Origin of the sequence: Stenotrophomonas maltophilia (genome assembly GCF_047497515.2) — a bacterium.
Lineage (GTDB): Bacteria > Pseudomonadota > Gammaproteobacteria > Xanthomonadales > Xanthomonadaceae > Stenotrophomonas.
Genome location: NZ_JAXAXL020000010.1, coordinates 88,457 through 114,606, shown reverse-complemented (window position 1 = coordinate 114,606; position 26,150 = coordinate 88,457). Strand labels below are relative to the sequence as shown.

The 26,150-nt window shown below is 67.5% G+C and carries 27 protein-coding genes; 8 read left to right on the top strand and 19 right to left on the bottom strand.

The features are described from left to right. Window positions 1-110: 110 nt before the first annotated feature. The 6 genes from ACMZPQ_RS14545 to ACMZPQ_RS14520 all read right to left on the bottom strand — a co-directional run bounded on the left by ACMZPQ_RS14545 (window position 111) and on the right by ACMZPQ_RS14520 (window position 5,467). Window positions 111-788, bottom strand: a complete 678-nt coding sequence (locus ACMZPQ_RS14545; protein ID WP_197580813.1) for a Fe2+-dependent dioxygenase — start codon at window positions 786-788, stop codon at window positions 111-113. Between the two features lie 10 nt (window positions 789-798). Continuing rightward, complete coding sequence (locus tag ACMZPQ_RS14540) at window positions 799-1,518, bottom strand: tetratricopeptide repeat protein (RefSeq protein ID WP_197580812.1); 720 nt, start codon at window positions 1,516-1,518, stop codon at window positions 799-801. 68 nt (window positions 1,519-1,586) lie between these two features. Then, complete coding sequence (locus ACMZPQ_RS14535) at window positions 1,587-3,878, bottom strand: TonB-dependent receptor domain-containing protein (RefSeq protein WP_197580811.1); 2,292 nt, start codon at window positions 3,876-3,878, stop codon at window positions 1,587-1,589. A gap of 144 nt (window positions 3,879-4,022) precedes the next feature. Next, window positions 4,023-4,424, bottom strand: coding sequence for a hypothetical protein (locus tag ACMZPQ_RS14530; protein WP_197580810.1), 402 nt, complete (start codon window positions 4,422-4,424; stop codon window positions 4,023-4,025). A 174-nt stretch (window positions 4,425-4,598) separates the two neighbouring features. Further along, window positions 4,599-4,931 (bottom strand): non-heme iron oxygenase ferredoxin subunit, encoded by a 333-nt coding sequence (locus ACMZPQ_RS14525; RefSeq protein ID WP_053449036.1) that lies wholly within the window; start codon window positions 4,929-4,931, stop codon window positions 4,599-4,601. Continuing rightward, window positions 4,928-5,467: a GNAT family N-acetyltransferase gene (locus tag ACMZPQ_RS14520; RefSeq protein ID WP_197580809.1), complete on the bottom strand. Its 540-nt coding sequence runs from the start codon at window positions 5,465-5,467 to the stop codon at window positions 4,928-4,930. The genes ACMZPQ_RS14525 and ACMZPQ_RS14520 overlap by 4 nt, the downstream gene beginning before the upstream one ends. Window positions 5,468-5,567: 100 nt before the next feature. On the opposite strand from ACMZPQ_RS14520, the gene ACMZPQ_RS14515 reads away from it, so the two are divergent. Next, window positions 5,568-6,020: a hypothetical protein gene (locus ACMZPQ_RS14515; RefSeq protein ID WP_197580808.1), complete on the top strand. Its 453-nt coding sequence runs from the start codon at window positions 5,568-5,570 to the stop codon at window positions 6,018-6,020. Window positions 6,021-6,072: 52 nt separating this feature from the next. On the opposite strand, the gene ACMZPQ_RS14510 is transcribed toward ACMZPQ_RS14515, so the two are convergent. The 5 genes from ACMZPQ_RS14510 to ACMZPQ_RS14490 all read right to left on the bottom strand — a co-directional run bounded on the left by ACMZPQ_RS14510 (window position 6,073) and on the right by ACMZPQ_RS14490 (window position 11,373). Further along, a complete protein-coding gene (locus ACMZPQ_RS14510) occupies window positions 6,073-7,329 on the bottom strand; it encodes a cysteine desulfurase (protein WP_197580807.1) in 1,257 nt (418 codons plus the stop codon). Further along, window positions 7,326-8,588: a Fe-S cluster assembly protein SufD gene (gene sufD, locus ACMZPQ_RS14505; RefSeq protein WP_197580806.1), complete on the bottom strand. Its 1,263-nt coding sequence runs from the start codon at window positions 8,586-8,588 to the stop codon at window positions 7,326-7,328. The genes ACMZPQ_RS14510 and sufD overlap by 4 nt, the downstream gene beginning before the upstream one ends. Beyond that, window positions 8,588-9,352 (bottom strand): Fe-S cluster assembly ATPase SufC, encoded by a 765-nt coding sequence (gene sufC, locus ACMZPQ_RS14500; RefSeq protein ID WP_197580805.1) that lies wholly within the window; start codon window positions 9,350-9,352, stop codon window positions 8,588-8,590. The genes sufD and sufC overlap by 1 nt, the downstream gene beginning before the upstream one ends. A 72-nt stretch (window positions 9,353-9,424) precedes the next feature. Next, window positions 9,425-10,900 (bottom strand): Fe-S cluster assembly protein SufB, encoded by a 1,476-nt coding sequence (gene sufB, locus ACMZPQ_RS14495; RefSeq protein ID WP_197580804.1) that lies wholly within the window; start codon window positions 10,898-10,900, stop codon window positions 9,425-9,427. A 17-nt stretch (window positions 10,901-10,917) separates the two neighbouring features. Beyond that, entirely contained in the window at window positions 10,918-11,373 is a 456-nt protein-coding gene (locus ACMZPQ_RS14490) for an SUF system Fe-S cluster assembly regulator (RefSeq protein WP_005408436.1), read from the bottom strand. Between the two features lie 210 nt (window positions 11,374-11,583). Here ACMZPQ_RS14490 and ACMZPQ_RS14485 point away from each other — a divergent pair, with 210 nt between their 5' ends. Then, a complete protein-coding gene (locus tag ACMZPQ_RS14485; protein WP_012479369.1) occupies window positions 11,584-12,051 on the top strand; it encodes an SET domain-containing protein in 468 nt (155 codons plus the stop codon). Between the two features lie 163 nt (window positions 12,052-12,214). After that, window positions 12,215-12,757: a type 1 glutamine amidotransferase domain-containing protein gene (locus ACMZPQ_RS14480; RefSeq protein ID WP_197583029.1), complete on the top strand. Its 543-nt coding sequence runs from the start codon at window positions 12,215-12,217 to the stop codon at window positions 12,755-12,757. Between the two features lie 45 nt (window positions 12,758-12,802). Here ACMZPQ_RS14480 and ACMZPQ_RS14475 read toward each other — a convergent pair whose 3' ends face one another. From ACMZPQ_RS14475 to ACMZPQ_RS14460, 4 genes are all read right to left on the bottom strand, one after another. After that, a complete protein-coding gene (locus tag ACMZPQ_RS14475; RefSeq protein WP_197583028.1) occupies window positions 12,803-13,399 on the bottom strand; it encodes a YceB family lipoprotein in 597 nt (198 codons plus the stop codon). Window positions 13,400-13,481: 82 nt separating this feature from the next. After that, a complete protein-coding gene (locus ACMZPQ_RS14470; protein WP_197583027.1) occupies window positions 13,482-14,018 on the bottom strand; it encodes a hypothetical protein in 537 nt (178 codons plus the stop codon). 51 nt (window positions 14,019-14,069) lie between these two features. Next, complete coding sequence (locus ACMZPQ_RS14465; RefSeq protein ID WP_197583026.1) at window positions 14,070-14,378, bottom strand: DUF3861 family protein; 309 nt, start codon at window positions 14,376-14,378, stop codon at window positions 14,070-14,072. A gap of 304 nt (window positions 14,379-14,682) precedes the next feature. Further along, window positions 14,683-15,081, bottom strand: coding sequence for an HU family DNA-binding protein (locus tag ACMZPQ_RS14460; protein ID WP_108748848.1), 399 nt, complete (start codon window positions 15,079-15,081; stop codon window positions 14,683-14,685). A gap of 371 nt (window positions 15,082-15,452) precedes the next feature. Between ACMZPQ_RS14460 and ACMZPQ_RS14455 the strand changes: the two genes are divergently transcribed. After that, window positions 15,453-15,884, top strand: coding sequence for an OsmC family protein (locus ACMZPQ_RS14455; protein ID WP_014646276.1), 432 nt, complete (start codon window positions 15,453-15,455; stop codon window positions 15,882-15,884). A 150-nt stretch (window positions 15,885-16,034) separates the two neighbouring features. On the opposite strand, the gene ACMZPQ_RS14450 is transcribed toward ACMZPQ_RS14455, so the two are convergent. Continuing rightward, on the bottom strand, window positions 16,035-16,913 hold the full coding sequence (locus ACMZPQ_RS14450) for a PhzF family phenazine biosynthesis protein (RefSeq protein WP_197583025.1): 879 nt from the start codon (window positions 16,911-16,913) through the stop codon (window positions 16,035-16,037). A gap of 121 nt (window positions 16,914-17,034) precedes the next feature. After that, on the bottom strand, window positions 17,035-17,910 hold the full coding sequence (locus ACMZPQ_RS14445) for a PhzF family phenazine biosynthesis protein (protein ID WP_197583024.1): 876 nt from the start codon (window positions 17,908-17,910) through the stop codon (window positions 17,035-17,037). A gap of 75 nt (window positions 17,911-17,985) precedes the next feature. On the opposite strand from ACMZPQ_RS14445, the gene ACMZPQ_RS14440 reads away from it, so the two are divergent. The 3 genes from ACMZPQ_RS14440 (at window position 17,986) to murD (ending at window position 23,399) form a co-directional block, all read left to right on the top strand. Then, window positions 17,986-20,580: a bifunctional aspartate kinase/diaminopimelate decarboxylase gene (locus ACMZPQ_RS14440; RefSeq protein ID WP_197583023.1), complete on the top strand. Its 2,595-nt coding sequence runs from the start codon at window positions 17,986-17,988 to the stop codon at window positions 20,578-20,580. 76 nt (window positions 20,581-20,656) lie between these two features. Beyond that, complete coding sequence (murL, locus tag ACMZPQ_RS14435) at window positions 20,657-22,009, top strand: UDP-N-acetyl-alpha-D-muramoyl-L-alanyl-L-glutamate epimerase (protein ID WP_197583022.1); 1,353 nt, start codon at window positions 20,657-20,659, stop codon at window positions 22,007-22,009. After that, entirely contained in the window at window positions 21,990-23,399 is a 1,410-nt protein-coding gene (murD, locus tag ACMZPQ_RS14430) for a UDP-N-acetylmuramoyl-L-alanine--D-glutamate ligase (RefSeq protein ID WP_197583021.1), read from the top strand. Before murL ends, murD begins: the two co-directional genes overlap by 20 nt. A gap of 60 nt (window positions 23,400-23,459) precedes the next feature. On the opposite strand, the gene ACMZPQ_RS14425 is transcribed toward murD, so the two are convergent. Then, complete coding sequence (locus ACMZPQ_RS14425; protein ID WP_197583020.1) at window positions 23,460-24,053, bottom strand: SMI1/KNR4 family protein; 594 nt, start codon at window positions 24,051-24,053, stop codon at window positions 23,460-23,462. Window positions 24,054-24,181: 128 nt separating this feature from the next. Between ACMZPQ_RS14425 and ACMZPQ_RS14420 the strand changes: the two genes are divergently transcribed. Then, entirely contained in the window at window positions 24,182-24,967 is a 786-nt protein-coding gene (locus ACMZPQ_RS14420; RefSeq protein ID WP_197583019.1) for a dienelactone hydrolase family protein, read from the top strand. Window positions 24,968-25,035: 68 nt separating this feature from the next. On the opposite strand, the gene ACMZPQ_RS14415 is transcribed toward ACMZPQ_RS14420, so the two are convergent. Continuing rightward, window positions 25,036-26,034, bottom strand: coding sequence for a polyprenyl synthetase family protein (locus tag ACMZPQ_RS14415; protein WP_197584351.1), 999 nt, complete (start codon window positions 26,032-26,034; stop codon window positions 25,036-25,038). Window positions 26,035-26,150: the final 116 nt, after the last annotated feature.

Sequence of the window (26,150 nt, the reverse complement as noted above, 5' to 3'; positions counted from 1 at the left end):
GGACGTCTGCCGGCGGTGGCCGGCATCAACGGGGCGTGATTGTAATGAGAGCCGTTAGCCGTTGCAAATGAGAATGATTGCCAAAATGTCGCGGGATGGCTGGAACCGGCTCAGACCTCGCTCCAGCGCCGCAGCAGGTTGTGGTACACGCCGGTCAGCTGCAGCACCGCCTCGGCGTCGCCGCCGGTCTGGCGCAGGCGTTCGATCGAGCCGTCCATTTCCCACAGCAGGCGGCGCTGCACGTCGTCGCGGACCATGCTCTGCACCCAGAAGAACGAGGCCACGCGCGCACCGTCGGTGACCGGTCGTACCTGGTGCAGGCTGCTGGACGGATACACGATCAGGTCGCCGGCCGGCAGCTTTACCTCGTGCTCGCCGTAGGTATCGCTGATGATCAGCTCGCCGCCCTCGTACTCCTCGGGCGCGGACAGGAACAGGGTGCAGGAGATGTCCGAGCGCAGCTGCTCGCCGTTGCCCAGGTTCATCACCGCGCCATCGACGTGGAAGCCGTAGGTGCCACCACCGCTGTAGCGGTTGAAGCGCGGCGGCAGGTACTTCAACGGCAGCGCCGCGCTGAAGAACAGTGGGTGCCGGGCCAGTGCGACAAGGATGATTTCACCCAGTTCGCGGCGCAGCGGCGAGGCTTCCGGCAGTTGCTGGTTGTGCTTGGCCTGTGCGCCCAGATGCCCAACCGTCTCGCGGCCATCGGTCCAGTCGGCGGCATCGAGGCGGCGGCGGGCATCGGCCACCTGCTCGGCGCTGAGTATGTCGGGGATGTGCAGCAGCATGCGGAACTCCTCAGGGGGACGGCGGTGCGACCAGGGCGCGCACCTGCGGATGCGGGGACGCGGCCAGCTCCGGCACGATGTGCGCCATGAACGCCGGGCTGCCGTGGGCCAGCGCCTGTCTCAACCAGTGCACGGCCTGATCGATCTGGCCAGCCTGCAGCAGGATCGAGGCGTAGTTGGCCTGGCCGCGGAAATCGCCGGTCTCGGCTGCACGCCGGTACCAGCCCAACGCGGCCTGCGGATCGCGCTCGATCTCCAGGCCGTCTTCGAGGTGGCGGGCCAGCAGGTTCATCGACTTGGCATGGCCCAGGTGCGCGGCGCGGGTGTACAGCGCCAGTGCCTGCGCGCGGTCCTGCGCAACGCCGCGGCCAGTGGCCAGCAGGTTGGCCAGGTTGTACAGGCCCCAGTCCAGGCCGGTGTCGGCCGCGCGCCGGTACCAGACCGCGGCCAGCGTCGGGTCGGCGGCGGTGCCCTGGCCCAGCTCATGGCAGCGGCCAAGCATGTTCATCGCCATCGGCGCGCCGTTGTTGGCGGCGGTTTCGTACCAGAGCAGGGCGGCCGAGGCGTCCTGCGCGGTGCCTTTGCCTTCCATGTGCATCTGCGCGAGCAGCAGCTGTGCGTCGACCTGACCGGCCTGCGCGGCATCGCGCACGCGCTGGAATGCCGCCTGCGGATCGTGCTGCAGCAGTCCGGCCAGGGCGTCGCTGTCGATGGGGGTGCGGGTAGGCATGGGGTGAGTATCGCCGGAAACAAAAACGGCGGCAGGAGAGCCTGCCGCCGTGGTGGAGCGAAGTTACATCAGAACTTGACGTTCAGCGCCAGGGTGGCCGAGCGACCCGGGGCGATGCTCGCGTAGTGCGAGGCATAGGCCTTGGTGAAGTAGGTCTTGTCGGTCAGGTTCTGCACGTTCAGCTGCAGGCTGATGTTGTCCTGGATCGCGTAGCTGGCCATCGCGTCGAAGCGGGTGTAGCTGGGGATCCACTTGGTGTTGGCAACGTCACCGTACTGCTTGTCCGAGTAGAACGCACCGGCGCCGACGGTCAGGCCGATCGGGAAGCGGTAGGTGGTCCACAGGTTGGCGCTGTGCTTGGCGGTGTTGGGGAACACGTTGCCGTTGTTCGGCGACGGCACGTACACGTTGGACGGGCAGGTGCGGCCCACCGGTGCACCACAGACGAAGCCGTTGTCCTTCAGTTCCGAGTCCAGGTAGGTGTAGCCGCCGTACAGGCTCCAGGCATCGGTCAGCTGGCCGTTGAAGCCCAGCTCGAAGCCGTTGATCTCCTTCTTGCCCGCGTTCTGGTTGTTGCCGTTGTCCACGGCCACGCGCGCGTTGTTCAGCACGGTGTGGAAGATCGCAGCGGTCAGGTTCAGGCGGTTGTTGAGCAGGTCCCACTTGGTGCCCAGTTCGAGGTTCTTCGTATCCTGCGGCTTGAGGTTGGCGATGCCTTCGTTGAGGCCGTCCGCGCCATCGCCGCCATCCATGCCCGGCGGGGTGGAGGAGGTGCCGTACGACAGGTAAATGCTGCCGTTGGCCATCGGCTTGAAGACGATGCCGGCCTGATAGTTCAGGAAGTCGTTGTCATTGCGCGCGCGGGTCGGGGCCTTGCCCTGCACCGGCGTGGTCAGCGTTGCGGAGTAGTCGTCGTAGCGCAGGCCGACGTTGAAGCTCCACTGTGCATTGAGCTCGATGGTGTCGAACAGATAAGCGGACTTGGTCTTGGTGCGCTGCTCGACGTCCAGCGCCTTGTCGCTGCGGTACACCGAGTGCGTGGCCGCCCACGGATCGCGCGGGTTCGGGTTGGCGAAGTCAGTGCAGTTGTAGCCGGTGGCCGCGCCCGTGGTCGGGCACTTGCTGTTGCCGGTCAGCGGGTTGCTGGTGCCCGGGGCGATCAGGTAGCTGCCGCGGGTCATCTTCTCGTCGCTGTATTCCACGCCAGCGCTGTAGCTGTGCTTGAGCGCGCCGGTCTGGAAGGCGCCGGTCAGGCCCAGCTGGTCGGCGAAGCTCTTGACGTCGACGGCGCGGGTGTTGGTACGGCGCCACAAGGTGCCGTAGTTGTTCGGGTTGCCCTGGCTGTCGTCCGGCTGGGTCCACAGGTAATCATTGCTGGTGTTGCCCAGGCGCGCGATGTTGCGCAGCTTGTGGCCGCCGAAGTCGTAGCTCGCATCCAGGGTGCTGATGTCGGCGCGGGTGCGCTGGAAGTCGCGGTCGACCAGGCCGTAGTAGTTGTTGCGGTCCGGCACCATCGGGCGGCCGTCGACCCACTTCGAGGCCGGTGCACCGTTCGGGTTGCCATACGGGAAGCCACCCGCATCCGGCAGGTCATCGCTCTGCATGTGGTAGTAGCTGGCGATCAGCTGCGCCGGGCCGTTCAGGCCGAACGCGATCGACGGCGCGATGCCCCAGCGGCTGACGTTGGCCGCATCACGACCGGCGATGTCCGACTCGTGCTTCATCAGGTTCAGGCGGGCGGCGATGCCATCACCCAGCACATAGTTGGCGTCGACGGTGCCGCGCGCATAGCTGTCGGTACCGATGCCCATGCTGGCGCTGGTCTCGTTCTTCAGCTTCGGGGTCTTGCTCACCAGGTTCAGGCTGCCACCGCCGGAGTCACGACCGCCGTAGGCCGAACTCGGGCCCTTGACCACTTCCACCTGCTCCAGGTCGAAGATCTCGCGGGTCTGCGAACCGACGTCGCGCAGGCCGTCGACGAAGATGTTGCTCTGCGAATCGAAGCCGCGGATGAAGGGGCGGTCGCCGGTCGGGTTGCCGCCTTCGCCGGCACCGAAGGTGATGCCCGGGACCATGCGCAGGGCGTCCTGCAGGTTGGTCGCACCGGTTTCGGCAATCAGCTTCTCCGACACGATCGACACCGACTTCGGGGTGTCCAGCAGCTCGGCGGTGAACTTCGGCGAGGACGGATTGAACCAGCTGCCGCGCACCTGCACCTTGTCCAGGTCGGTGGCCTTGTTGTTGCCGGAGGCGGCGCTGTCGGCGGCCTGCGCGGCCAACGGTGCGAAGCCGGCGGCCAGGGTGGCCGAGGCGAGCAGGGAAACGCGCGGGGCGTACTTGCGGGTCTTGATGTGGGTCATGGCTGTGGCTGGTTGGCTCGGATCGGGAAAGGGCGTGGACCGGCGCGCAGACCGCGCGACGATACGTAAAGGGGTTGATAGAGCCGAGTCATGCTCGGCTGGCTGAAAACGCGATCAGGCGCACGGCAACGGCCGCAGGGCGCCTCAGCTGGCGTGCGGAACGGGCGGAGCGTGGCCGGGGTTCAAGCGCAGTGCCGGATCGTGCAGCTGCCAGCGCAGGGCGTCGGAACGCCACAGCGGGATGTGGGCGACCAGCGCGGCGCGCGCAGGTGCCAGGCCGGCGCAGGGCGTGCCGCCCTCGCCATCAAGCGGCGGCTCCGGTGCCGGTACCGCCTGCTGCGGGCATTCGTCGGCCGGCGGGGTCGGCACCGGCATGGCCTGGTGCAGTTCTTCAGCGTGCGCCTGCCAACCATAGGTGGCCGGTCCATCGCGCCCTTCGTGCAAGGCCGACCAACCCAGCACCAGCGTCAGCAGCGCGGCCACGAGCAGCGGCCACCCTTGGCGGGCGAGCTGGCACAGCGTGGCGGCGGGCGCGGGCGAAGCCATGGCGCGGGGCGGAGTCGTTACGAAGATGTTACGTAGAATAACATCAACGATAATGATTCGCATGTACGTGATGTGGCGGGCCGCCGGGGTGGCCCCGAAACGCCCTGGGAAGGTCCTCACGGCGTTTCTGTAGATCCACCCCACGGGTGGATGCCCACGCCTACGGCCGCGGCCTCAATCCCGGTCGTCGCGGGTCCAGATGGCGTCGTGTTCGCGCTTCACCGGGAACTTGGGCACCGGGGTATAGGCCGGCGCGCACAGGGCGCGGCCATCGCGCACGTCGAAGCGCGCGCCGTGCAGCACGCACTCCACGCTGCCCTCGGTGGTGTTGAACTCGCCCGAGGACAGCTCGAACTCTTCATGCGTGCACTGGTCCTCCAGTGCATACAGCTCGCCGTCGAGGTTGAACACCACGATCGGGGTGCCGGTCACTTCGTCGAACACGCTCTTCATTTCACCCGGCAGCAGTTCGGCGCCGGCACAGACGAAGGTCCAGGCCTCGCTCACGCGGTGGCTCCGGCCAGCGGCTTCTCCAGGATCTCGAAGCGCAGGTCATCGCGCTTGGGGATGCCGAAGCGTTCGTCGCCATACGGGAACGGCTTCTTGATGCCGGTGCGCTGGTAGCCACGACGCTCGTAGAAGGCGATCAGCTCGTCGCGAACGTCGATCACCGTCATCTGCATCACCGGCACGTTCCATTCGCGCGCGGCGTGCGCTTCGGCCGCATCCATCAGCTGCTTGCCGACGCCGCCGCCCTGCTGGGCCGGGTCGACCGAGAACATGCCGAAGTAGCCCTTGCCGTCGACATCGGCGACGTGGGCGCAGGCCACCAGCCGGCCCTCGCGTTCGGCCAGCAGGATGGTGGAGCGGGGGCGGTCGAGGTCGGCCTGGATGCCTTCGGCGTCGATGCGGGCGCCGTCCAGCAGGTCGGCTTCGGTGGTCCAGCCGGCACGGCTGGCGTCACCCCGGTAGGCCGAGGTGACGAGGGCGATCAGGGCGGGGATGTCGGCCGGCGTGGCGGCGCGGAAGGTGAGGGTGCTCATGGGGACATTCTAGGTGGGGCGTGGGCGGGCGCAAATGGGGCCCCGGCAGTTCCGGCAACGGTATGCTCGCGCTTCATCAATTGTCATACGGGGCCGTGGCGTGGACGTGTCGAGGGGAATCACGCTGGCGTTGACCGCGGGGATGATGATTGCTCTGGTACGTCTGCCGGCGCATGTGGACGGCGGCGGCATTGCGCCCAACGGCCTGGGCTGCCCGGATTTCAGTCCGTCCCGTGCGTTGCCGGTCACGCTGGAGGCGTTGCGCGCCGATCCGATGCGCTATCACGGGCGATTGGTACGCGTGCGGGGTGTCTACGTTGATGGTTTTGAAATGTCTGCGCTGCACCCCGGGCCGCCGGTACAGGACCCATGGGCGGCTGCGGGCGTGTGGGTGAATGGAATTCCCATCCTGGTGCTTCCGCCGGAGCAGGCGGTTGAAGTCACCGGAATCGTAGCGGCGGGCCGGCCCGATTTCCCTTTCGGCAAGGGGCATCTTGGGCAATGGCCTGCGGAGCTCTGCGTGTCTTCGATCCTGCCATTGGCGCCGCCATGAAAAACGCCGCGGTTTCCAGCGGCGTTCTCGGCTCCCGGCTGGCCTGGGAATCTCACCCCAACAGCTTGCGTACCTTGGTCAGGGCGGTCATGAAGCGCTCGATCTCGGCGTGCGTGTTGTAGAACGCCAGCGAGGCACGGCAGGTGGCGGCGACGCCAAAGTACTGCAGCAGCGGATGCGCGCAGTGTTGGCCCGAGCGCACGGCCACGCCTTCCAGGTCGAGCAGGGTGGCCAGATCGTGGGCATGCGCGCCGTCGATCAGGAACGAGACCACCGCAGCCTTCTCCGGCGCTTCGCCGATGATGCGCAGGCCGTCAACGCGGCGAAGCTCTTCAGTGAAGTGCGCCAGCAGTTCGGCTTCGCGTGCTTCCACGTTGTCCTGGCCCAGCTGCTGCAGGTAGTCGGCAGCCACGCCCAGGCCGATGAAGCCGGCGATGTTCGGGGTGCCGGCTTCGAACTTGTGCGGGGCATCGTTGAAGACGGTGCCGTCGAAGCTGACTTCCTTGATCATCTCGCCGCCGCCGAGGAACGGCGGCATTGCATCCAGATGCTCGCGCCGCGCCCACAGCGCGCCGGTGCCGGTCGGGCCACACATCTTGTGGCCGGTGATGGCGTAGAAGTCGCAACCGATCGCGGCCACGTCCACCTTGCGGTGCGGCACCGCCTGCGAACCATCGACCACGGTGACGATGCCGCGCTTGCGCGCCTCACGGCAGATATCGCGCACCGGATTGACCGTGCCCAGCACGTTGGAGACGTGGGTAACCGCCAGCAGTTTGACCTCGGGGGTCATCGCTGCGCGCAGGGCGTCCAGGTCGAGCGCGCCGTCGGGGGTGATCTCGGCCACGCGGATCGTGGCGCCGGTACGCTGGGCGACCAGCTGCCACGGCACGATGTTGGCATGGTGCTCCATGCGCGACACCAGGATCACGTCACCGGCCTTCAGCCGCGGCAGCGCCCACGAATAGGCCACCAGGTTGATGGCGAAGGTGGTGCCGCTGCACAGCACCAGGTCGCTGGGGCGCACGTTGAGGAAGCGCGCCAGTTTGTTGCGCGCACCTTCGTAGGCGTCGGTGGCTTCGCTGCCCAGTGCATGCACGGCGCGGCTGACGTTGGCGTTGTAGCGGCGGTAGAACTCGTCCACCGCGCCGATCACCTGCACCGGCTTTTGGCCGGTGTTGGCATTGTCGAAATAGACCAGCGGCTTGCCGTGGACTTCGCGCATCAGCAGCGGGAAGTCGAGGCGGACGCGATCCCAGTCGGGAGCGCCGGTAGCGGTTTCGAGCGGGCGCGGCGTGGACAGGTTCATGCCACGCCCGCCTCGACCAGGGCCTTGTCCAGGCGGCGCGCCAGCTGCTCGCGCAGCGCATCGGGCAGGACCTTGAGCGGTTCGTGGCAGAACGCGGCGCTCAGCAGTGCCTGCGCCTGGGCCTGCGGCAGGCCGCGCGAGCGCAGGTAGAACAGCGCGTTGGCGTCGAGCTGGCCGACGGTCGCGCCATGCGCGGCCTTCACTTCATCGGCGTCGATCACCAGCGTCGGCTGGGTGTCGATCTCGGCGTCGGCCGACAGCAGCAGGTTCTTGTTGGACAGGTTCGCGTCGGTGCCATCGGCGCCTTCGCGGATCTGGATGCCACCGTGGAACACCACGCGGCTGCGGTTGGCCGCAACGCCGCGCCACAGCAGTTCGCAGCTTGTATCGCGTGCGATGTGGTCGATGCCCAGGCGGGTTTCGACATGGCGGCGGCCGTTGCCGAGCAGCACGCCGTTGGCGGTCAGCTGGGCGTTGTCGCCTTCCAGGCGCACGTTCAGTTCATGGCGGCTGAGTGCGGCACCCAGTTCCAGATCAACGCGGTGGTACTGCGCGTCGCGGGCCAGCACCGCATCGGTGCGCAGGAAGCTGGTCTGGCGCGCGCTGCCGGCCTGCACGCGGGCGTGCTTGAGCACGGCATCGCGGGCGACGTGGGCGTGCAGCACGGTGTTGTCGAGGTGGGCGGAGTCACCCACGCTGAAGCGGTGCTCGACCACGCCGAGGCTGGCACCGGTGCGCAGTTCGATCAGGTGGCGGTGGTGCCAGGCCAGGTCGGTATCGCCGGCCACGCTGGCGAACACCAGCTGCAACGGTACGTCGACCTGCACGCCTTCGTCCACGCGCAGCACCACGCCTTCATCGGCCAGCGCGGCGTTGAGGCGGGCGAAGATCTCTTCGCTGCGCTCGTAGCGGCGGCCGAGGAAACGCACGGCATCCTCACCGTCGGCCAGTGCGGCCGACAGCGGCTGCAGCTGCACGCCCGCCGGCAGCGCCTGCACGTCGCTCAGCGCGGCATCGAGGCGACCGTTGACGAACACCAGGCGCGGCGCCGGAATGTCGTCCAGCTGCGCGGCGTCCAGCGCCGGGCCCTGCAGCGGTGCCGCGGCGAACGCACGGCGCTCCAGCTGGCGCAGCGAGGTGTACTTCCAGGCTTCATTGCGCGCGGCGGGCAGGCCGTCGCGCAGGGCCGCATCCAGCACTTCGCGGCGCGCATCGCTGCCGCAGAAAGCCTGGGCCATCGAGTCGAGCAGCGCGCTCATCAGACGGCCGCCTCGCGCACCACGCGATCCTTCAGGAAGTCATAGCCGTGCGCTTCCAGTTCCAGCGCCAGTTCCGGGCCACCGCTCTTGACGATGCGGCCATCGGCCAGCACGTGCACCACGTCCGGCTTGATGTAGTCCAGCAGGCGCTGGTAGTGGGTGATGACCAGGAACGAACGATCAGCGGCGCGCAGCGCGTTGACGCCGTCGGCCACGCTCTTCAGCGCGTCGATGTCCAGGCCCGAGTCGGTTTCGTCCAGGATCGCCAGCTTCGGCTCCAGCACGGCCAGCTGGAAGATCTCGTTGCGCTTCTTCTCGCCACCGGAGAAACCTTCGTTGACGCCACGGTGCAGCAGCTCGTCCTTCAGGTGCAGCACGGCCAGCTTCTGGCGCACCAGCTTGAGGAACTGCATCGAATCGAGTTCTTCCTCGCCACGCGCCTTGCGCTGGGCGTTCAGGGCGGCGCGCAGGAAGTAGGTGTTGTTCACGCCCGGGATTTCCACCGGGTACTGGAAGGCCAGGAACAGGCCGGCGGCGGCGCGCGCTTCCGGGTCCTGATCCAGCAGGTCGGTGCCTTCAAACTGCACGCTGCCTTCAGTCACTTCGTAGCCGTCGCGGCCGGCCAGGACATTGCCCAGGGTGGACTTGCCGGCGCCGTTGGGGCCCATGATGGCGTGCACCTGGCCGGGCTTCACGTCCAGCGACAGGCCCTTGAGGATTTCCTTGTCGCCGATGCGCGCGTGGAGGTTTTCGATCTTCAGCATGGTGGGGTTTCCGTGGGGCGGGCCGCAGCCCGCCGGTAAAGAGAATGCGTTTGCGAGGAGCGGGGCGGGCGGTCAGCCCACCGAGCCTTCCAGCGAGACTTCCAGCAGCTTCTTGGCTTCCACTGCGAATTCCATCGGCAGTTCGCGGAACACCTGCTTGCAGAAGCCGTCGACGATCATCGACACCGCGTCTTCCTGGCTGATGCCACGGGCGCGGCAGTAGAACAGCTGGTCGTCGGAGATCTTGGAAGTAGTGGCTTCGTGCTCGACGGTGGCGCCCGGGTTCTTCACCTCGATGTAGGGGAAGGTGTGGGCACCGCACTGCTTGCCGATCAGCAGCGAATCGCACTGGGTGTAGTTGCGCGCGCCATCGGCGTTGCGGTCGACCTTGACCAGGCCACGGTAGGTGTTCTGGCCGCGGCCGGCGCTGATGCCCTTGCTGACGATCTTGCTCTTGGTGCGCTTGCCGACGTGGATCATCTTGGTGCCGGTGTCGGCCTGCTGGCGGTGGTGGGTCAGGGCCACCGAGTGGAACTCGCCCACCGAGTCGTCGCCCAGCAGCACGCAGGACGGGTACTTCCAGGTGATCGCCGAGCCGGTCTCGACCTGGGTCCAGGTGACCTTGCTGCGCGCGCCACGGCATTCGGCACGCTTGGTGACGAAGTTGTAGATGCCGCCGACGCCATTCTCGTCGCCCGGGTACCAGTTCTGCACCGTGGAGTACTTGATCTCCGCGTCTTCCAGCGCCACCAGCTCGACCACCGCGGCGTGCAGCTGGTTCTCATCGCGCATCGGTGCGGTGCAGCCTTCCAGGTAGGACACGTAGGCCTTGTCCTCGCACACGATCAGGGTGCGCTCGAACTGGCCGGTGTGGCCGGCGTTGATGCGGAAGTAGGTGCTCAGTTCCATCGGGCAGCGCACGCCCTTGGGAATGAACACGAAGCTGCCATCGGAGAACACCGCCGAGTTGAGCGCGGCGAAGTAGTTGTCGCCCACCGGCACCACGGTACCCAGGTACTGGCGCACCAGTTCCGGGTGCTCCTTGATGGCCTCGGACATCGAGCAGAAGATCACGCCCTTCTCGGCCAGTTCCTTGCGGAAGGTGGTACCGACGGACACCGAGTCGAACACCGCGTCCACCGCCACGCCGGCCAGCTTGGCGCGCTCGTGCAGCGGCACGCCGAGCTTGTCGTAGGTGTCGAGCAGTTCCTTGGGCACGTCATCCAGCGAGGCGTACTTCGGGCCCTTCGGCGCGGAGTAATAGCTGAGCGCCTGCAGGTCGATCGGGGCGATCTCCAGCTTGGCCCAGTCCGGCATCGGCATGGTCAGGAAATGGCGGTAGGCGTCCAGGCGCCACTGCGTCATCCACTCCGGCTCTTCCTTCTTGGCCGACAGGGCACGGATGGTGCCCTCGTCCAGGCCCGGCGGCAGCGAATCCGACTCGATCTCGGTGATGAAGCCGGCCGAATACTTGCGGCCGAGCTGCTCGTGGATCTCGCGGTTGGGGGTGTCGTCGTGGGCGACGTTTTCGATGGTTTCGGTGGCCATGGGGGGCTGCCTACGGATCAGGAGACGACGTCGACAGCGATGGTGCGGCGCTGTTCGTCATCGGCAAGGGGGAGAGGGGGCAGGATCTGCGCAAGGGTGACGTCGCGCAGGGCCTCGGAGACCACGTCGTTGATCAGCCGCCAGCTGCTGCGCGCACCGCACTTGGGCGCCATGCCGCACTGGTGGTGGTCGTGGCTGCATTCGGTCAGGGCCAGCGGCCCTTCCATTGCCTCGACCACTTCGAACAGCGAGATCTCGATGGCCGGGCGGGTCAGGCGGTAGCCACCGCGGACACCGCGCAGGCCCTCGACCAGGCCGGCCTGGGCCAGCGGCTTGAGCACCTTGCTGACGGTGGGCGGCTCCAGACCGGTGAATTCGGCCAGCTCGGTGGCACTGAGCACCTCGCCCGGGCGGGCGGCAAGCACGGTCAGCACGACGGTGGCGTAATCGGTGAGTTTGGTGACGCGCAACATGGGGATGCGAGTGGTTCTTAAAGCGGACTGAAATTGTACGCTTTTATTCGCCGCCATCCAACCCGGGCATTCAGCCGGCGCTGGGGCCAGGCCGGGAGGGACGCACCGGGGCCATTGCCAGGGCGCAATGCTGCGCCAATGGGGTGATTTTCGCAATCACCCGGAATGGGCGAGAATCCCCGTTCCATTCGCTGCAAACAGCCCGTGCCGATGCCGAAGAAGATCCAAGCCCGCAAGTCCGCCATCCATGGCAACGGCGTGTTCGCCGTGGCCCCGATCAAGCAGGGCGAGCGCGTGATCCAGTACAAGGGCCTGCTGCGCAGCCACGGCGACGTCGATGCCGATGACAGCGGCGACGTCGAAAGCGGCCATACCTTCCTGTTCACCCTCAACGATGACTGGGTGATCGATGCCAACTACAAGGGCAATGACGCGCGCTGGATCAATCACAGCTGCGACCCGAACTGCGAGGCGGTGATCGAGGAAGACGAGGACGGCGACAGCCGTGGCGACAAGGTGTTCATCGAGGCCCTGCGCGATATCAAGGCCGGCGAGGAACTGACCTACAACTACGGCATCACCCTGGCCGAGCGCCACACCGCGAAGCTGAAGAAGATCTGGGAGTGCCGCTGCGGTTCGCCCAAGTGCACCGGCACCATGCTGCAGCCCAAGCGCTGACCGCTGCGGGTAGTGCCGGCCGCTGGCCGGCACTGATGTGATGATTGTGCCGGCCAGCGGCCGGCACTACCGCATGCGTCTCCACCTGCCGTACACGGTTGGGTCACCACCGTTCAATGGCGCCCCGCGCACGCTGTCCGCTCCTTCCGATGGAGCATCCGACATGGCTCAGCGTCTCAGCGGCAAGCAGATTGCCATCCTTGCCACGCACGGCTTCGAACAGTCCGAACTGACCGAACCCAAGCGCCTGCTGGAGGCGGAGGGCGCACGGGTCAGCGTGGTGTCGCCTGCGAAGGAGGCGACCATCAAGGGCTGGAAAGACAAGGACTGGGGTGGCGTGGTGGCGGTAGACCTGCCACTGGACGAGGCTGATGCTGGTCGCTTTGATGCCCTGGTGCTGCCCGGTGGTGTCATCAACCCGGACACGCTGCGCACCGACGAGGCGGCGCTGCGTTTCATCCGCAGCGTCGCCGAGGCCGGCAAGCCCGTTGCCGCCATCTGCCACGGTCCGTGGCTGTTGATCAACAGCGGCCTGGCCGATGGACGCGAGCTGACGTCGTGGCCCTCCCTGCAGCAGGACCTCGCCAATGCCGGCGCCAAGTGGCGCAACGCCGAGGTCGTGGTGGATGGCAATGTCATCACCAGCCGCAAGCCGGATGACATTCCGGCGTTCAGCGAGGCAGTGGTGAAAGCACTGGTGGCGTGATGATTGACGAGGGTGCCGGCCAGCGGCCGGCACTACCCTTATTTGCTATTTGCCGAGGATGCCCGCCGGCACCAGGTTGCCCAGGTTCTGGTTGAAGGTGACCACCAGCTTGCCGTTCTTCACCTGCGCCGACTGCACCTGCAGCGCGCCGAGCACACCGGCCACGGCCGGGTCCAGCTTGTAGATCGGCTCGCGCTGGGCATAGTCGCTCAGCCAGGCATTGAGCAGGCCACGGGTGCGCGAATCGAGGCGCCCGCCCTGGTTGGCCGGGGTGAAGTCATCCACGCTCGGCTGCTGCAGGTGGAAGCCCTGGGTCTGCGCGTCATAGCGCAGGCCGCTGCTGAGCTTCACCGTGCCCAGTTTGGCCGGGTTGCCGCCGGCGGTGGCCAGCGCCACGTCCATACCCAGGTTCAAGCGTTCGCCGGCCGGCAGGCTCAGCTGCGGATGGCTCATGGTCAACGCGATCAGGCCACCCAAGGCACCCTGGGTGCGCGGGAAGCTGCCGTCGAGATACTGCTGCACATCGCTGGCGCCGACCGACAGTTCGCGGCCGGAGATGGAGGGGGCGGCCTGCGCACCGATCGCAGCAGCGATCAGCACGGTGGAGGCGGCGAGGCGGGTCATCAAGGAACGCAGGCGCATGGCGGTGACCGGTGGCGATGAAGTGGATGGTGGAAAGAGTAGCCGTGCCGGCTGAATCGTGCGTGCATGCCGCTGCAACGGTTCAGTCCAGCGTTGGCCGCAGTTGCGCCGACTGGATCTGCCAGGAGCGGCCATCGGCGCTGGGCTGCACGCGGTACCAGCCGCTGAAGCGGAAGGTGCCTTGCGTGGTGGCTGCGCGGATCCGCACCGGCACTTCCAGCAACCGGGGCGGCTGCTGGCCGTCGCGTGCCAGTGGAACTTCGCTCTCCAGGCGTAGCGTGCGCAGGTCCTGCAACTGGCGTATCGCTGCATCGTCCGCGTGGCGTGGATCGGCGGGTGGGAAGGTCCAGGCCGCATCGCTGGCGCTGCGGTCGCGGTTGAGCAGCGCGATCAGGTAGCGGTTGAGCATCATCGATGGCGGTTGGGCATCGGCCGTGACCGCTGCAAACAGCGGATCGATCGTCGGCGACGACAGGGCCACCGCACTGGTGCCGGTGTCCGCGAGGGGCCGTGCCGCCGCCTCCGTGCGGGCGGCCGCGGGCGCTGGGTCAGGCTGTGCAGCGGGCCTGGAACAGCCCAGCAGCATCACGGGGGCGATCAGAAAAAGAGTCCTGCGCATGCCTCCTCCCCGAGGCGACGTGGAGGAGGAAGTGTATCGGCTGCGATGCGATCAGCGGGAGGAGGGCAGTTGTTCCAGCGCGTCCAGTGCCGGCAGCACCTGTGCCGCGACGGCGGCCAGTGCGTGGCCGTCGGTCTCGGCGTGGCGCTGCACGATGTCACGCAGCAGCTGGGTGGCGATCACCAGGGTCGCGCGTTCGTCGCCGCTCAGGCCGGCGGTACGCGGCGCCGCTTCCAGCAGGCGCATCAGATCGCGGCTGGCGCGGTGTTCCAGTTCGATGGTGCAGCGGCCGGTGCACTGCACCCCGTCCTTTTCGATGGGGGTCACCGAGATCCGGTAGCGGGTGGAAGGGCTGGCCATGAGAGGGTGCTCGCCGTAGCTGTGGAGGATGTGCCCACCATAGGCAAGGCCACGGCCGGCGGCGACGGCCGGCGCTGCACGCAGTGTTCCACCCGGTACGTTCCGGGGCCGCTGCAGGCCGCGCCGGGCCAATGGCGGCGGGGCTGGGCGGGCATTGCCAGGGCGGCGGCAACGCTGTGTTGCGGATTGCCTTTGGCAAGGGGCGCACCCCACGCCCGGCCTGGATCCGTTGCCGGGTACCGCCGCCCCAAAAAAAACGGGACGGCCAGAGCCGTCCCGTCGCGATCCACTTTGGGGCGCGCGCTTACAGCGCAGCGTCCTTCAGCTTCTTCAGCGGACGCACCTTCAGCTTGGTGGTGGCCGGCTTGGCGGCGAACCACTGCTCTTCCTTGGTGAACGGGTTGATGCCCTTGCGCTTCGGCTTGGCCGGCACATTGACGGTGGAGATCTTCAGCAGGCCCGGCAGGGTGAAGGAGCCAGCGCCCTTCTTGTGCACCGACGAGGCAACTGCGCTTTCCAGCGAGGCCAGCACAGCGCGGACGTCCTTGGCGACGACGCCGGAGGCTTCAGCGATGTGTGCAACCAGGCCGGACTTGGTCAGCACTTCCTTGATCGGCTTCGGAGCGGCCGGCTTTGCGGCTGCCTTCGTCGCGACTTTCTTCACTGCCTTCTTCGGGGCAGCCTTCTTAGCGGTCTTTGCCATGGTTTCCTGTTCCGTGAACGGTTGGTTGTTTGGTCGGCGCCGAACCCCGTCGGCAAGCGCAATGTAGGGCAACTCTCGGGCGCCGCCAATAGCCCAAAGCGCGGAAAGTGCATGTTTTTTCATATCCAGGCCGATTCAGTACATGGCCGGCGACGGGGGACGGGGGCGTCGGGACCGGCTGGAGTGGCGTCGCCTGCTCATTTCTGGAATGCGCGAAACTACTGAAAACAAGGGGAAAATTCATCATTTCATGGCGAGGAAATGTCCACCGTAGCGGTTCGGGCGGGACGCACGGCGTGCGGCGGAGCGACGCAGGCCTAACGCGCGCCGTGCGAGGGTGACCGTTCATCACCGCCACGCAGGAGCACGAAATGGGAATCTCGCGACACGCCACCGCGCATTGGGAAGGCGATCTGAAGTCGGGCAAGGGCCAGTTGAGCACGCCGCAGAGTGGGCTGCTGGACAAGACCCGCTACGGCTTCAACAGCCGCTTCGGTGACGAGAAGGGCACCAATCCAGAAGAATTGATCGCCGCCGCGCACGCTGGCTGTTTCACCATGGCGCTGTCGGCCAAGCTCGGCGAAGCCGGCTTTACCCCGACTTCGCTGGACACCGAGGCCAAGGTCGATCTGTCGCTGGAAGGTGGGCCGCAGCTGTCGCAGATCCGGCTGAAAGTGAAGGCGGTGGTACCGGGCATCGACGCTGCACAGTTCCGTGCCATTGCCGATGACGCCAAGCAGAACTGCCCGGTGTCCAAGGCACTGAGCGCGGTACCGATCAGCCTGGAGGCCGAGCTGGGCTGATGGTCAGGTAGTGCCGGCCGCTGGCCGGCAATCGCGATATCCAGATCAGGTAGCAGCCGGCCAGCGGCCGGCTCTACCCATCATTGCGCCGGCATCACCGTCTGCACCTGGCCACATTCGGATCAGGTGGCAGCCGGCCAGCGGCCGGCTCTACCAATCAATCGTGCCGGTGATCACCGTCTGCACCTGGCCACCCGACCAGACTTCACCGTCTTCATCGACCCGCAGCGTCAGGCGCGCATCGTGGCCGACTTCGCGGCCCTGGCTGACTTCGAACGGTGCGCGGCCACGCGGCAGCGCATCGCGCAGGTCCAGCCATGCCGCCAGCACCGCGTTGGCAGCGCCCGAGGCCGCATCCTCGAAGCGACGGCCGTTGCCGACGAAGGCGCGCACCGCCAGATCGAATCCCTCGTTGCCATCGGCGAACGCATAGGTGAACACGCCCATGCTGTCGGTGGATTCGGCCAGCGCGGCCACCGCATCCCAATCCGGATGCAGGGCGCGCAGCGCGGCTTCATCGGCCACTTGCACCACCCACCAGCTGCGCCCGCCCTGCATGCGGGCCGGCGGCAGCGCGCCCTGCGGCCAGCCCTTCAGCGCGGCCTGCAGGCGCGGATCGCTGGCCTCGGTGGTCTCGGCCAGCTGTGCCCGCGGGGTACGGATGGCGATGCGCTGCTGCGCGCCTTCGCCGCTGACGCGCAGCGGCAGGGCGCCAGCGATGCCGTCCTGCACCAGCACGCCGTCGACCGGCACTGCCAGGCCTGCCTGCAGCACCGCATGCGCGGTGCCGACGCTGGGATGGCCGGCGAACGGCACTTCCTTCTGCGGGCTGAACATGCGCAGCCGGTAGCTGGTGCCTGCCGCCTGCGCCGGGAACACGAAGGTGGTCTCGGGCAGGCGCGTCCAGCGTGCGATGGCCTGCATGCTGGCATCGTCCAGGCCTTCGGCATCGAGCACCACGGCCAACGGATTGCCGGCGCCGGCACGCGGGGAGAACACATCCAGCTGCAGGAAACGTCGTGCGGACATCAGGCAGGAACTCCAGTAAACAGGCGGCATAGGGTAGCGCGGCGCACAAAAAAGGGGACGGAGGGAATCACGTCGCTTGTGCCACGAACGACGTGATTCCTTCCGTCCGCTTTTTTCGGCGTTACCAGCTGATCTGGCCGTCGATCACCGGCTGCACCTGGCCGCCGATCCACACCGTGCCGTCGGCATCCACGCGTACGTGGACGCGGCCGTCGCGGCCGACTTCGCGGCCCTGGCTGGCGACATAGCCGCCGCTGCCACCGGGCAGCACGCCGCGCTCGCGCAACCAGGCACCGATCAGCGCATTGGCGCTGCCGGTGACCGGGTCCTCGGGCACGTTCACCGCATCGCCGGGGCAGAACGCGCGCACGACGCGGGCATGGTCCGTGGCGGCTTCGTCGGCAAATACCGCTACGCCGGTTGCGCCGGTGGCATTGGTCCAGTCGCGCAGGGCGGCCATGTCCGGGGCCAGCCCGCGCACGGCGACAGCGTCGCGCAGCGGCAGCAGCCACCAGCGTGGGCCGTTGTCCCACAGTTCGGGCGCATGCCCGGCGGCGGCCAGCGCCAACAGCGCTCCGGGCACCTGGCCCGGTTCGGTCGGCAGGTGCTGTGCCGGCGGGCTGGCCAGTTCGATGGTTGGAGAAGCGGCGGCACCGCTCACCCGCACCGGCAGCAGGCCGGCGGCGCATTGCTGGACCAGCGCGCCGCCGTCGCGCGGGGTTGCCAGGCCGCAGGTGACTGCAGCCCAGGCCGCGCCCACGCTGGGGTGGCCGGCAAATGGCAGTTCGCTGTTCGGGGTGAAGATGCGGATGTGGTAGTCGGCGCCGGGGGCGCTGGGCGGCAGGAAGAACACCGTCTCGGACAGGTTCAGCCACGCGGCAAGGGCCTGCATGCGGGCACTGGAGAGCCCATCGGCGCCCAGCACCACGCCCAGCGGATTGCCGCTGCCGGGGTGGGGGGCGAAGACATCGAGCTGCAGGTAACGGAAGGCGGCCATCGGCGGGTCCATTGGGCTTAGAATCGAAGGTTCCGCCCCCTCGGGCGGCTCCCCCACCTTACACATAGCCTATCCATGTCAGCTTCCCCCCTTGTCGATCGTTGGATCGTACTGAAGTTCGGCGGCACCTCGGTGTCGCGTCGCCACCGCTGGGACACGATCGGGAAGCTGGCGAAAAAACGTGCGGAAGAGACCGGCTCGCGCGTGCTGGTGGTGGTCTCGGCGCTGTCCGGGGTCACCAACGAACTGACCGCGATCGCCGACGGTGCGCCGGACAGCCGCGATCGCGTGGCGGCGCTGGTTGAGCGCCACGAGGGTTTCCTGGTCGAGCTGGGCCTCGGGCGCGAGGTGCTGGCCGAGCGCCTGGCCGCGCTGCAGGGCCTGCTGGATGACGCGCGTGCGGCCACCCGCCCGCTGGACTGGCAGGCCGACGTGCTGGGCCAGGGCGAACTGCTGTCCTCGACGCTGGGTGCGGCCTACCTGCATGCCTCGGGCCTGGACATGGGCTGGATGGATGCCCGCCAGTGGCTGGACGCGATGCCGCCGCAGCCGAACCAGAGCGACTGGTCGCAGCGCCTGTCGGTGAACTGCCAGTGGCGCGCCGACGCGGAGTGGATGCAGCGTTTCCGCGCGCAGCCGACCCGCCTGCTGATCACCCAGGGCTTCATTTCCCGCCACGCCGATGGCGGTACCGCCATCCTCGGCCGCGGCGGTTCGGATACCTCGGCGGCGTACTTCGGTGCGCTGCTCGGCGCCAGCCGCGTGGAGATCTGGACCGACGTGCCGGGCATGTTCAGCGCCAATCCAAAGGACGTGCCGGACGCGCGCCTGCTGACCCGCCTGGACTACTACGAAGCACAGGAAATCGCCACGACTGGCGCCAAGGTGCTGCACCCGCGCTCGATCAAGCCGTGCCGCGATGCCGGCGTGCCGATGGCCATCCTCGATACCGAGCGCCCGGAACTGCCGGGCACCAGCATCGATGGCAGCGCTGCGCCTGTCCCGGGCGTGAAGGCGATCAGCCGCCGCAACGGCATCGTGCTGGTGTCGATGGAAGGCATCGGCATGTGGCAGCAGGTCGGCTTCCTGGCCGATGTGTTCAACCTGTTCAAGAAGCACGGGCTGTCGGTGGACCTGATCGGTTCGGCGGAGACCAACGTCACCGTGTCGCTGGACCCGTCCGAGAACCTGGTCAACACCGATGTGCTGGCCGCGCTGTCGGCCGACCTGTCGCAGATCTGCAAGGTGAAGGTGATCGTGCCGTGCGCGGCGATCACCCTGGTCGGCCGTGGCATGCGTTCGCTGCTGCACAAGCTGTCGGACGTATGGGCCACCTTCGGCCGCGAGCGCGTGCACATGATCTCGCAGTCGTCCAACGACCTGAACCTGACCTTCGTCATCGACGAAGCCGATGCCGATGGCCTGCTGCCGATCCTGCATGCCGAGCTGATCGACAGCGGCGCGATGCCGGTGGAAGAGACCGAAGTGTTCGGCCCGCGCTGGCGCGAGATCGCCGGCACCGTGCGCCCGCGTGGCACGCCGTGGTGGCGCGGCCAGCGTGCGCACCTGCTGCAGCTGGCCGATGCCGGTACGCCGCGCTACGTCTACCACCTGCCGACCGTGCGCGCCCGCGCCCGCGCGCTGGCCGCGATCAAGCCGATCGACCAGCGTTACTACGCAATCAAGGCCAACAGCCATCCGGCCATCCTGCAGCTGCTGGAAGCGGAGGGGTTCGGCCTGGAGTGCGTGTCGCATGGTGAGTTGAAGCATGTGTTTCAGCACCTGCCGGAGCTGTCGCCCAAGCGCGTGCTGTTCACCCCCAGCTTCTGCCCGCGCAGCGATTACGAAGCCGCGTTCGCGCTGGGCGTGACCGTCACCGTCGACAACGTTGAAGCGCTGCAGCGCTGGCCGGACCTGTTCCGCAACCGTGAGCTGTGGCTGCGCGTCGACCTTGGCCGTGGCGAGGGCCACCATGCCAAGGTGCGTACCGGCGGCAAGGACTCCAAGTTCGGCCTGCCGATCGCCCGCGTCGACGAATTCGTGCGCGCGGCCACCGACCTGGGCAGCCGCGTGGTCGGCCTGCACGCCCATCTGGGCAGTGGCGTGGAGACTGCGCAGCACTGGCGCCTGATGTGCGATGAGCTGGCCGGCTTTGCCCGCCGCATCGGCAGCGTGCACACCATCGACATCGGCGGCGGCCTGCCGATTCCGTATTCGGCCGAAGACGAACCGTTCGACCTGGACGCCTGGGCCGAAGGCCTGGCCGAAGTGAAAGCGTTGCACCCGGCGTTCCGCCTGGCGATCGAGCCGGGCCGCTATTTGGTGGCCGAATCGGGCGTGCTGCTGAGCCATGCCACCCAGGTCGTGGAAAAGGACGGCGTGCGCCGTGTCGGCCTGGATGCCGGCATGAACACCCTGATGCGCCCGGCGCTGTACGACGCCTGGCATGACATCGAGAACCTCAGCCGCCAGGGCGGCTATGCCGAGGCAGCCTTCGATGTGGTCGGCCCGATCTGCGAATCCAGCGATGTGTTCGGCAAGCGCCGCAAGCTGCCGGTATCGACCGCACCGGACGATGTGATGCTGATCGCCGATGCTGGTGCCTACGGCTATGTGATGTCCAACACCTACAACCAGCGGGCGATGCCGCGCGAAGACGTGATCGAATGATCGCCACCCGCGCACTGCACCCGCCCACCGACACGCCCCGCGCCATCGCGCGGGCACGTGCCTGACCGGATACACCATGACTGCTTTCGACAAACACCAGGTTTCCCGCTTCCGCTTCGTCCGCTGCGAATTCGCCGCGGATACCGGCGTGGCCAGGCTGGTCTACGCCTTCGATGACGGCCCGGAGATGGTGGAAACCATCACCGTGCCCGGCGCGCCCTTCGTGCTGGACCAGGCGCGTGCCGCTGCCGTGCAGCGTGCCCTGCAGCTGCTGCACCTGATTGCCGGTGTCAGCTACTACAAGGCGGGCGTGCCGGAGACGGTCAGCATCGACAGCTACGCCATCGATGCCGATACCGCGGCGCTGGTGGAAACGGTCTACCTGAACGGCCTGGGCGAATTCGCCTACCGCAACGGCCTGAACCTGCGCGGGCGCTTCCGCCTGCCGGTACAGGGCGAAGCGGTGCAGGCGCCGGCACTGGGCCTGCAGTCGCACGCGCTGGTGGCGATCGGTGGCGGCAAGGATTCGCTGGTCAGCATCGAAGCGCTGCGCCGTGCCGGCGTGGATGAGACGGTGACCTGGATCGGAGGCTCGCAGCTGATCCGTGCCTGCGCCGAGCGTACTGGCCTGCCGACCTTGAACCTGGGCCGCGCGCTGGCGCCGGAACTGTTCGAGCTCAACCGCCAGGGCGCCTGGAACGGCCATATCCCGGTCACCGCGGTGAACTCGGCGATCATGGTGCTGGCTGCGCTGCTGCAGGGGGTAGACCAAGTGGTGTTCTCCAACGAACGCTCGGCCAGCTACGGCAGCCAGATTCCGGGCACCGGCGAAGTGAACCACCAGTGGTCCAAGGGCTGGGCATTCGAGCAGGCATTCGGCAGCCACGTGCAGGCGCACGTCGCCGCGGACCTGCACTACTACTCGCTGCTGCGGCCGATGTCGGAGCTGGCGGTGGCCCGCCAGTTCGCCAAGACCGATTTCTACGACGCGCACTTTTCCAGCTGCAACCGCAACTTCCACATCCTCGGCGAGCGCCCGGTGAACCGCTGGTGCGGCGTCTGCCCGAAGTGCCACTTCGTGTTCCTGGCGCTGGCCCCGTTCATGCCCAAGACGCGCCTGGTGCGCATCTTCGGCCGCAACCTGCTGGACGATGCCGAGCAGGCCGGGGGCTTCGATGCGCTGCTGGAATTCCAGGACCACAAGCCGTTCGAATGCGTGGGCGAAGGCCGCGAATCGCGTGCGGCGATGGCGACGCTGGCGCAGCGCCCGGAATGGAAGGAAGACGTGCTGGTGAAGCGCTTCTGCAACGAGATCCAGCCGCAGCTGGACGCCGCTGAACTGGAACTGGCGCCGCTGCTGCAGCTGCAAGGCGAGCATCGTGTCCCGGCTGCGCTGTGGGAACGGGTGCGTGAAGATTTCGAAGCTTGAGGGAAAGCGCGTTGCGCTGTGGGGCTGGGGCCGTGAGGGCCGTGCGGCGTTCGCGGTGCTGCGTGAGCGGCTGCCGTCGCTGCCGCTGAGCCTGTTCTGCCCGGCTGCTGAAGCCGAGGCCGCGCGGACGGAAACGCAGGGCGCGCTGGACGTGCGTGGTGAGCCCTCGGCCGAAGCGCTGGCGGCGTTCGACGTGGTAATCAAGTCGCCCGGCATCAGCCCTTACCAGCCGATTGCGCTGGCGGCGGCGGAGCAGGGCACGTCTTTCATCGGCGGTACTGCGCTGTGGTTTGCCGAACACGCGGCCGACGACGGCATCGTGCACGACACGGTGTGCGTGACCGGCACCAAGGGCAAGAGCACCACCACCGCGCTGGTCGCGCACCTGTTGCGTGCGGCCGGGCACCGCACCGGCCTGGTCGGCAACATCGGCCTGCCGCTGCTGGAAGTGCTGGACCCGCAGCCGGCGCCCGAGTATTGGGCGGTCGAGCTGTCCAGCTACCAGACCGGCGAAGTGGCGCGCAGTGGCGCCCACCCGCAGGTGGCGGTGGTGCTGAATCTGTTCCCAGAACACCTGGACTGGCACGGCAGCGAGCAGCGCTACATCGAAGACAAGCTGCGGCTGGTCACCGAAGCCGCGCCGCGCATTGCCGTGCTCAATGCCGCCGATCCGCACCTGGCCGCGCTCTCTTTGCCGGACAGTGAAGTGGTCTGGTTCAACCAGCCGCAGGGCTGGCACATGCGGGATGACGTCGTGCATCGCGGCGAGCAGCCCGTGTTCGATACCCGCAACACGCCACTGCCGGGCCGCCACAACCGCGGCAACCTGTGCGCGGTGCTGGCCGCGCTGGAAGCGCTGGGCCTGGATGCCGTCGCGCTGGCACCGGCGGTGCAGGATTTCCGCCCGCTGCCGAACCGCCTGCAGCGCATCGGTGTGGCCGATGGCCTGACCTACGTCAACGATTCGATCAGCACCACGCCGCATGCCAGCCTGGCCGCGTTGGAGTGCTTCGCCGGCCAGCGCATCGCGCTGCTGGTGGGCGGCCATGACCGTGGCCTGGACTGGACCGATTTCATGCAGCACATGGCGCACGACGTACCGCCGGTGGAGATCGTGACCATGGGCAGCAACGGCCCGCGCATCCACGCGATGCTGCAGCCACTGGCCGATGCCGGTCGCTTCGGCCTGCATGCGGCCGGTGATCTGCCGCAGGCGATGGCCTTGGCGCGTACCGCGTTGGGTGCGCAGGGCGGGGTGGTGCTGCTGTCGCCAGGCGCGCCGAGCTTTGGTGCCTACCGCGATTACGTGGCGCGTGGCCGCCATTTCGCCGAACTGGCCGGCTTCGATCCGGACACCATCAGCGCGATTCCGGGGTTGGGCATCGCTTGAAGGTAGTGCCGGCCGCTGGCCGGCAACCTCCGCTGAAATTCATCCACGCATGGCGTGGATCTACTGTTCGTCTTCGATGAACGCGTAGTCGCGGTCGATAAGCTGCTGCAGATAGGCATCGAAGCTGGGCGCGATCACGGCGTAGCTGTCCGGGTCGTGCAGATAGCGCACCACCTGGCCCACGCTGCCGCCCGGCGCAGGATTAAAATCCAGGTACAGCATCGAGGTGCCGCCGTTGTTCATGCAGTGCGAGAAGCACAGGCGGCGACTCATCGGAAGGTCGGCATCGATGCCGTCGCCGAGGATTTCCGGCTCGTCGTCCAGCCATTCCTCGTAGATCGAGCGGATACTGTCGTCCCACTGCTGCTGGTCTTCGAAGATCTGTGCGACCGACCGCAGGTAGTACGGATAGCCACCGTCCTCCACGTCCGAGCCGAGCATAAGCAGGCATACCTCGCCACCGGGGTAGGCGCGGAAGTGAGTGCCATCCACGCGCGACAACAGCGCGACGAGGCTGTCCGGCACCTGCGGCCACTGCGAGCGCAGGCGCTGCAGGTCGTCGGCGTTGGCGCCATGGACATGGGCCCACTGGGGGGCGGCATCGGCGGGCAGGCGTGGGATCAGTCCGGACAGAAAGCGATCAACAAGGTTCATGCAAAAAGGGGACGGAGGGGGCTAAGTCGTATCCAACCACACCTGCGTCACGCCGCCAATGCAGAATGCCACGCGGGAGGGATGAGTACGACTTGATCCCCTCCGTCCCCTTTTTCTGGAGCAGGCGCATGAACAGGTGGCGATGCGGCGTGGCGATGGTGCTTGGGCTGGCGGCAATGCCAGCGTGGGCAGCGATGAAGACGCAGCCGGTGGAGTGGAAACACCAGGGCACGACCTTCAGTGGCGTGCTGGTCTATGACGACGGCGACAACGATAAGCGCCCCGGGCTGGTGATGGTGCCGAACTGGAAGGGTGTGAACGAATCGGCCATCGAGAAGGCCAAACAGTTGGCCGGCGATGACTATGTGGTGCTGGTGGCCGATGTCTACGGCAAGGGCGTGCGGCCGAAGACCGATGCCGAGGCAGGGCCGGTGGCGACCAAGCTGCGCAACGACCGGCCGTTGCTGCGTGCCCGCGCGCTGGAGGCAGTGAACGTGCTCAAGGCGCAGGCCGGCAAGGTGCCGCTGGATGCCAGCCGGATAGGCGCGGTCGGCTTCTGCTTCGGCGGCACCACGGTGCTGGAGCTGGCCCGTGCCGGGGCGCCGCTGGCCGGTGTGGTCAGCCTGCATGGCGGGCTGGGATCGCCGCTGCCGGCGCAGGCCGGTGGCAGCCATCCCTCGGTGCTGGTGCTCAACGGTGCCGACGACAAGAGCGTGACCGCCGAGGACATCGCCGGCTTCCAGAAGGAGATGAACGCGGCCAAGGTCGATTGGGAGTTCACCAACTACAGCGGTGCGGTGCACTGCTTCGCCGAGCGCGATGCCAACAGCCCGCCGGGCTGCCAATACAACGAGCGGGCGGCAAAGCGGGCCTGGAAGGCGCTGGATGAGTTCTTCGAGGAGCGTTTCATGTAGTGCCGACCAACGGTCGGCACCTACCCGCTCTGGTGGGTGCCGACCGTTGGTCGGCACGCCTTCACCGGTCAATGCGAGCGCTGCACCGCGTAGCGGGCCAGGCCGCGCAGGGCGGCAACCGCATCGTTGTCGGCCAGGCCATCGAGCGCGCGCTCGGCGGCGTCGGCGTATTCCTCGGCGCGGCGGCGGCTGTATTCCAGGCCGCCGGTGGCACGGATCGCGGCCAGTACTTCCGGCATCGCCGAGGCGTCGCCGTCCTGCACGATGGTGCGCAGGCGTTCGCGGGTGGCGTCGTCGGAGTGGGCCATGGCGTGGATCAGCGGCAACGTCGCCTTGCCTTCGGCCAGGTCATCACCGAGGTTCTTGCCCAGCTCGTCGGCGTTGGCCGAGTAGTCCAGCACGTCGTCGGCGATCTGGAACGCATAGCCCAGGTGCATGCCGTAGTCGAACAGGGCCTGCTGGGTGGCGTCGTCCACGCCGCTGGCCAGCGCGCCCAGGCGGGTGCCGGCGGCGAACAGCACGGCGGTCTTGCGCTCGATCACGCGCAGGTAGGCGGCTTCGTCGGTGTCCGGGTTATGCACGTGCAGCAGCTGCAGCACTTCACCCTCGGCGATGCGGTTGGTGGCATCGGCCAGGATCTGCATCACCGACATGCGCTCCAGCTCGACCATCAGCTGGAAGCTGCGCGAGTACAGGAAGTCGCCGACCAGCACGCTCGGCGCATTGCCCCACAGCGCATTGGCGGTGCTGCGGCCACGGCGCAGGCTGGATTCGTCCACCACGTCGTCGTGCAGCAGGGTGGAGGTATGGATGAACTCGATGATCGCGGCCAGCTGGTGGTGGTCCGGGCCGACGGTGCCGACCGCGCGGCCGGCCAGCATCACCAGCATCGGGCGCAGGCGTTTGCCACCGGCGGAAATGATGTGGTCGGCGATCTGGTTGATCAGCACGACGTCCGAGGACAGGCGGCGCCGGATCAGGGCGTCGACGGCGGCCATGTCGGCCGCGGCAAGCGACTGGATCTGGGGCAGGCCCAGGGCGGGACGGGTGTCTTCGGTGATGGTCATGCGATCAGGCTTTCAGGCTCACCGCCGATTATAGGCGCTGCCCGTGAATTCGGGCGCAAACCGCGACGGGCGGCACCTTCGCCCGGGTCCGGCCGGCTGCCTGCGTGAATACGTAT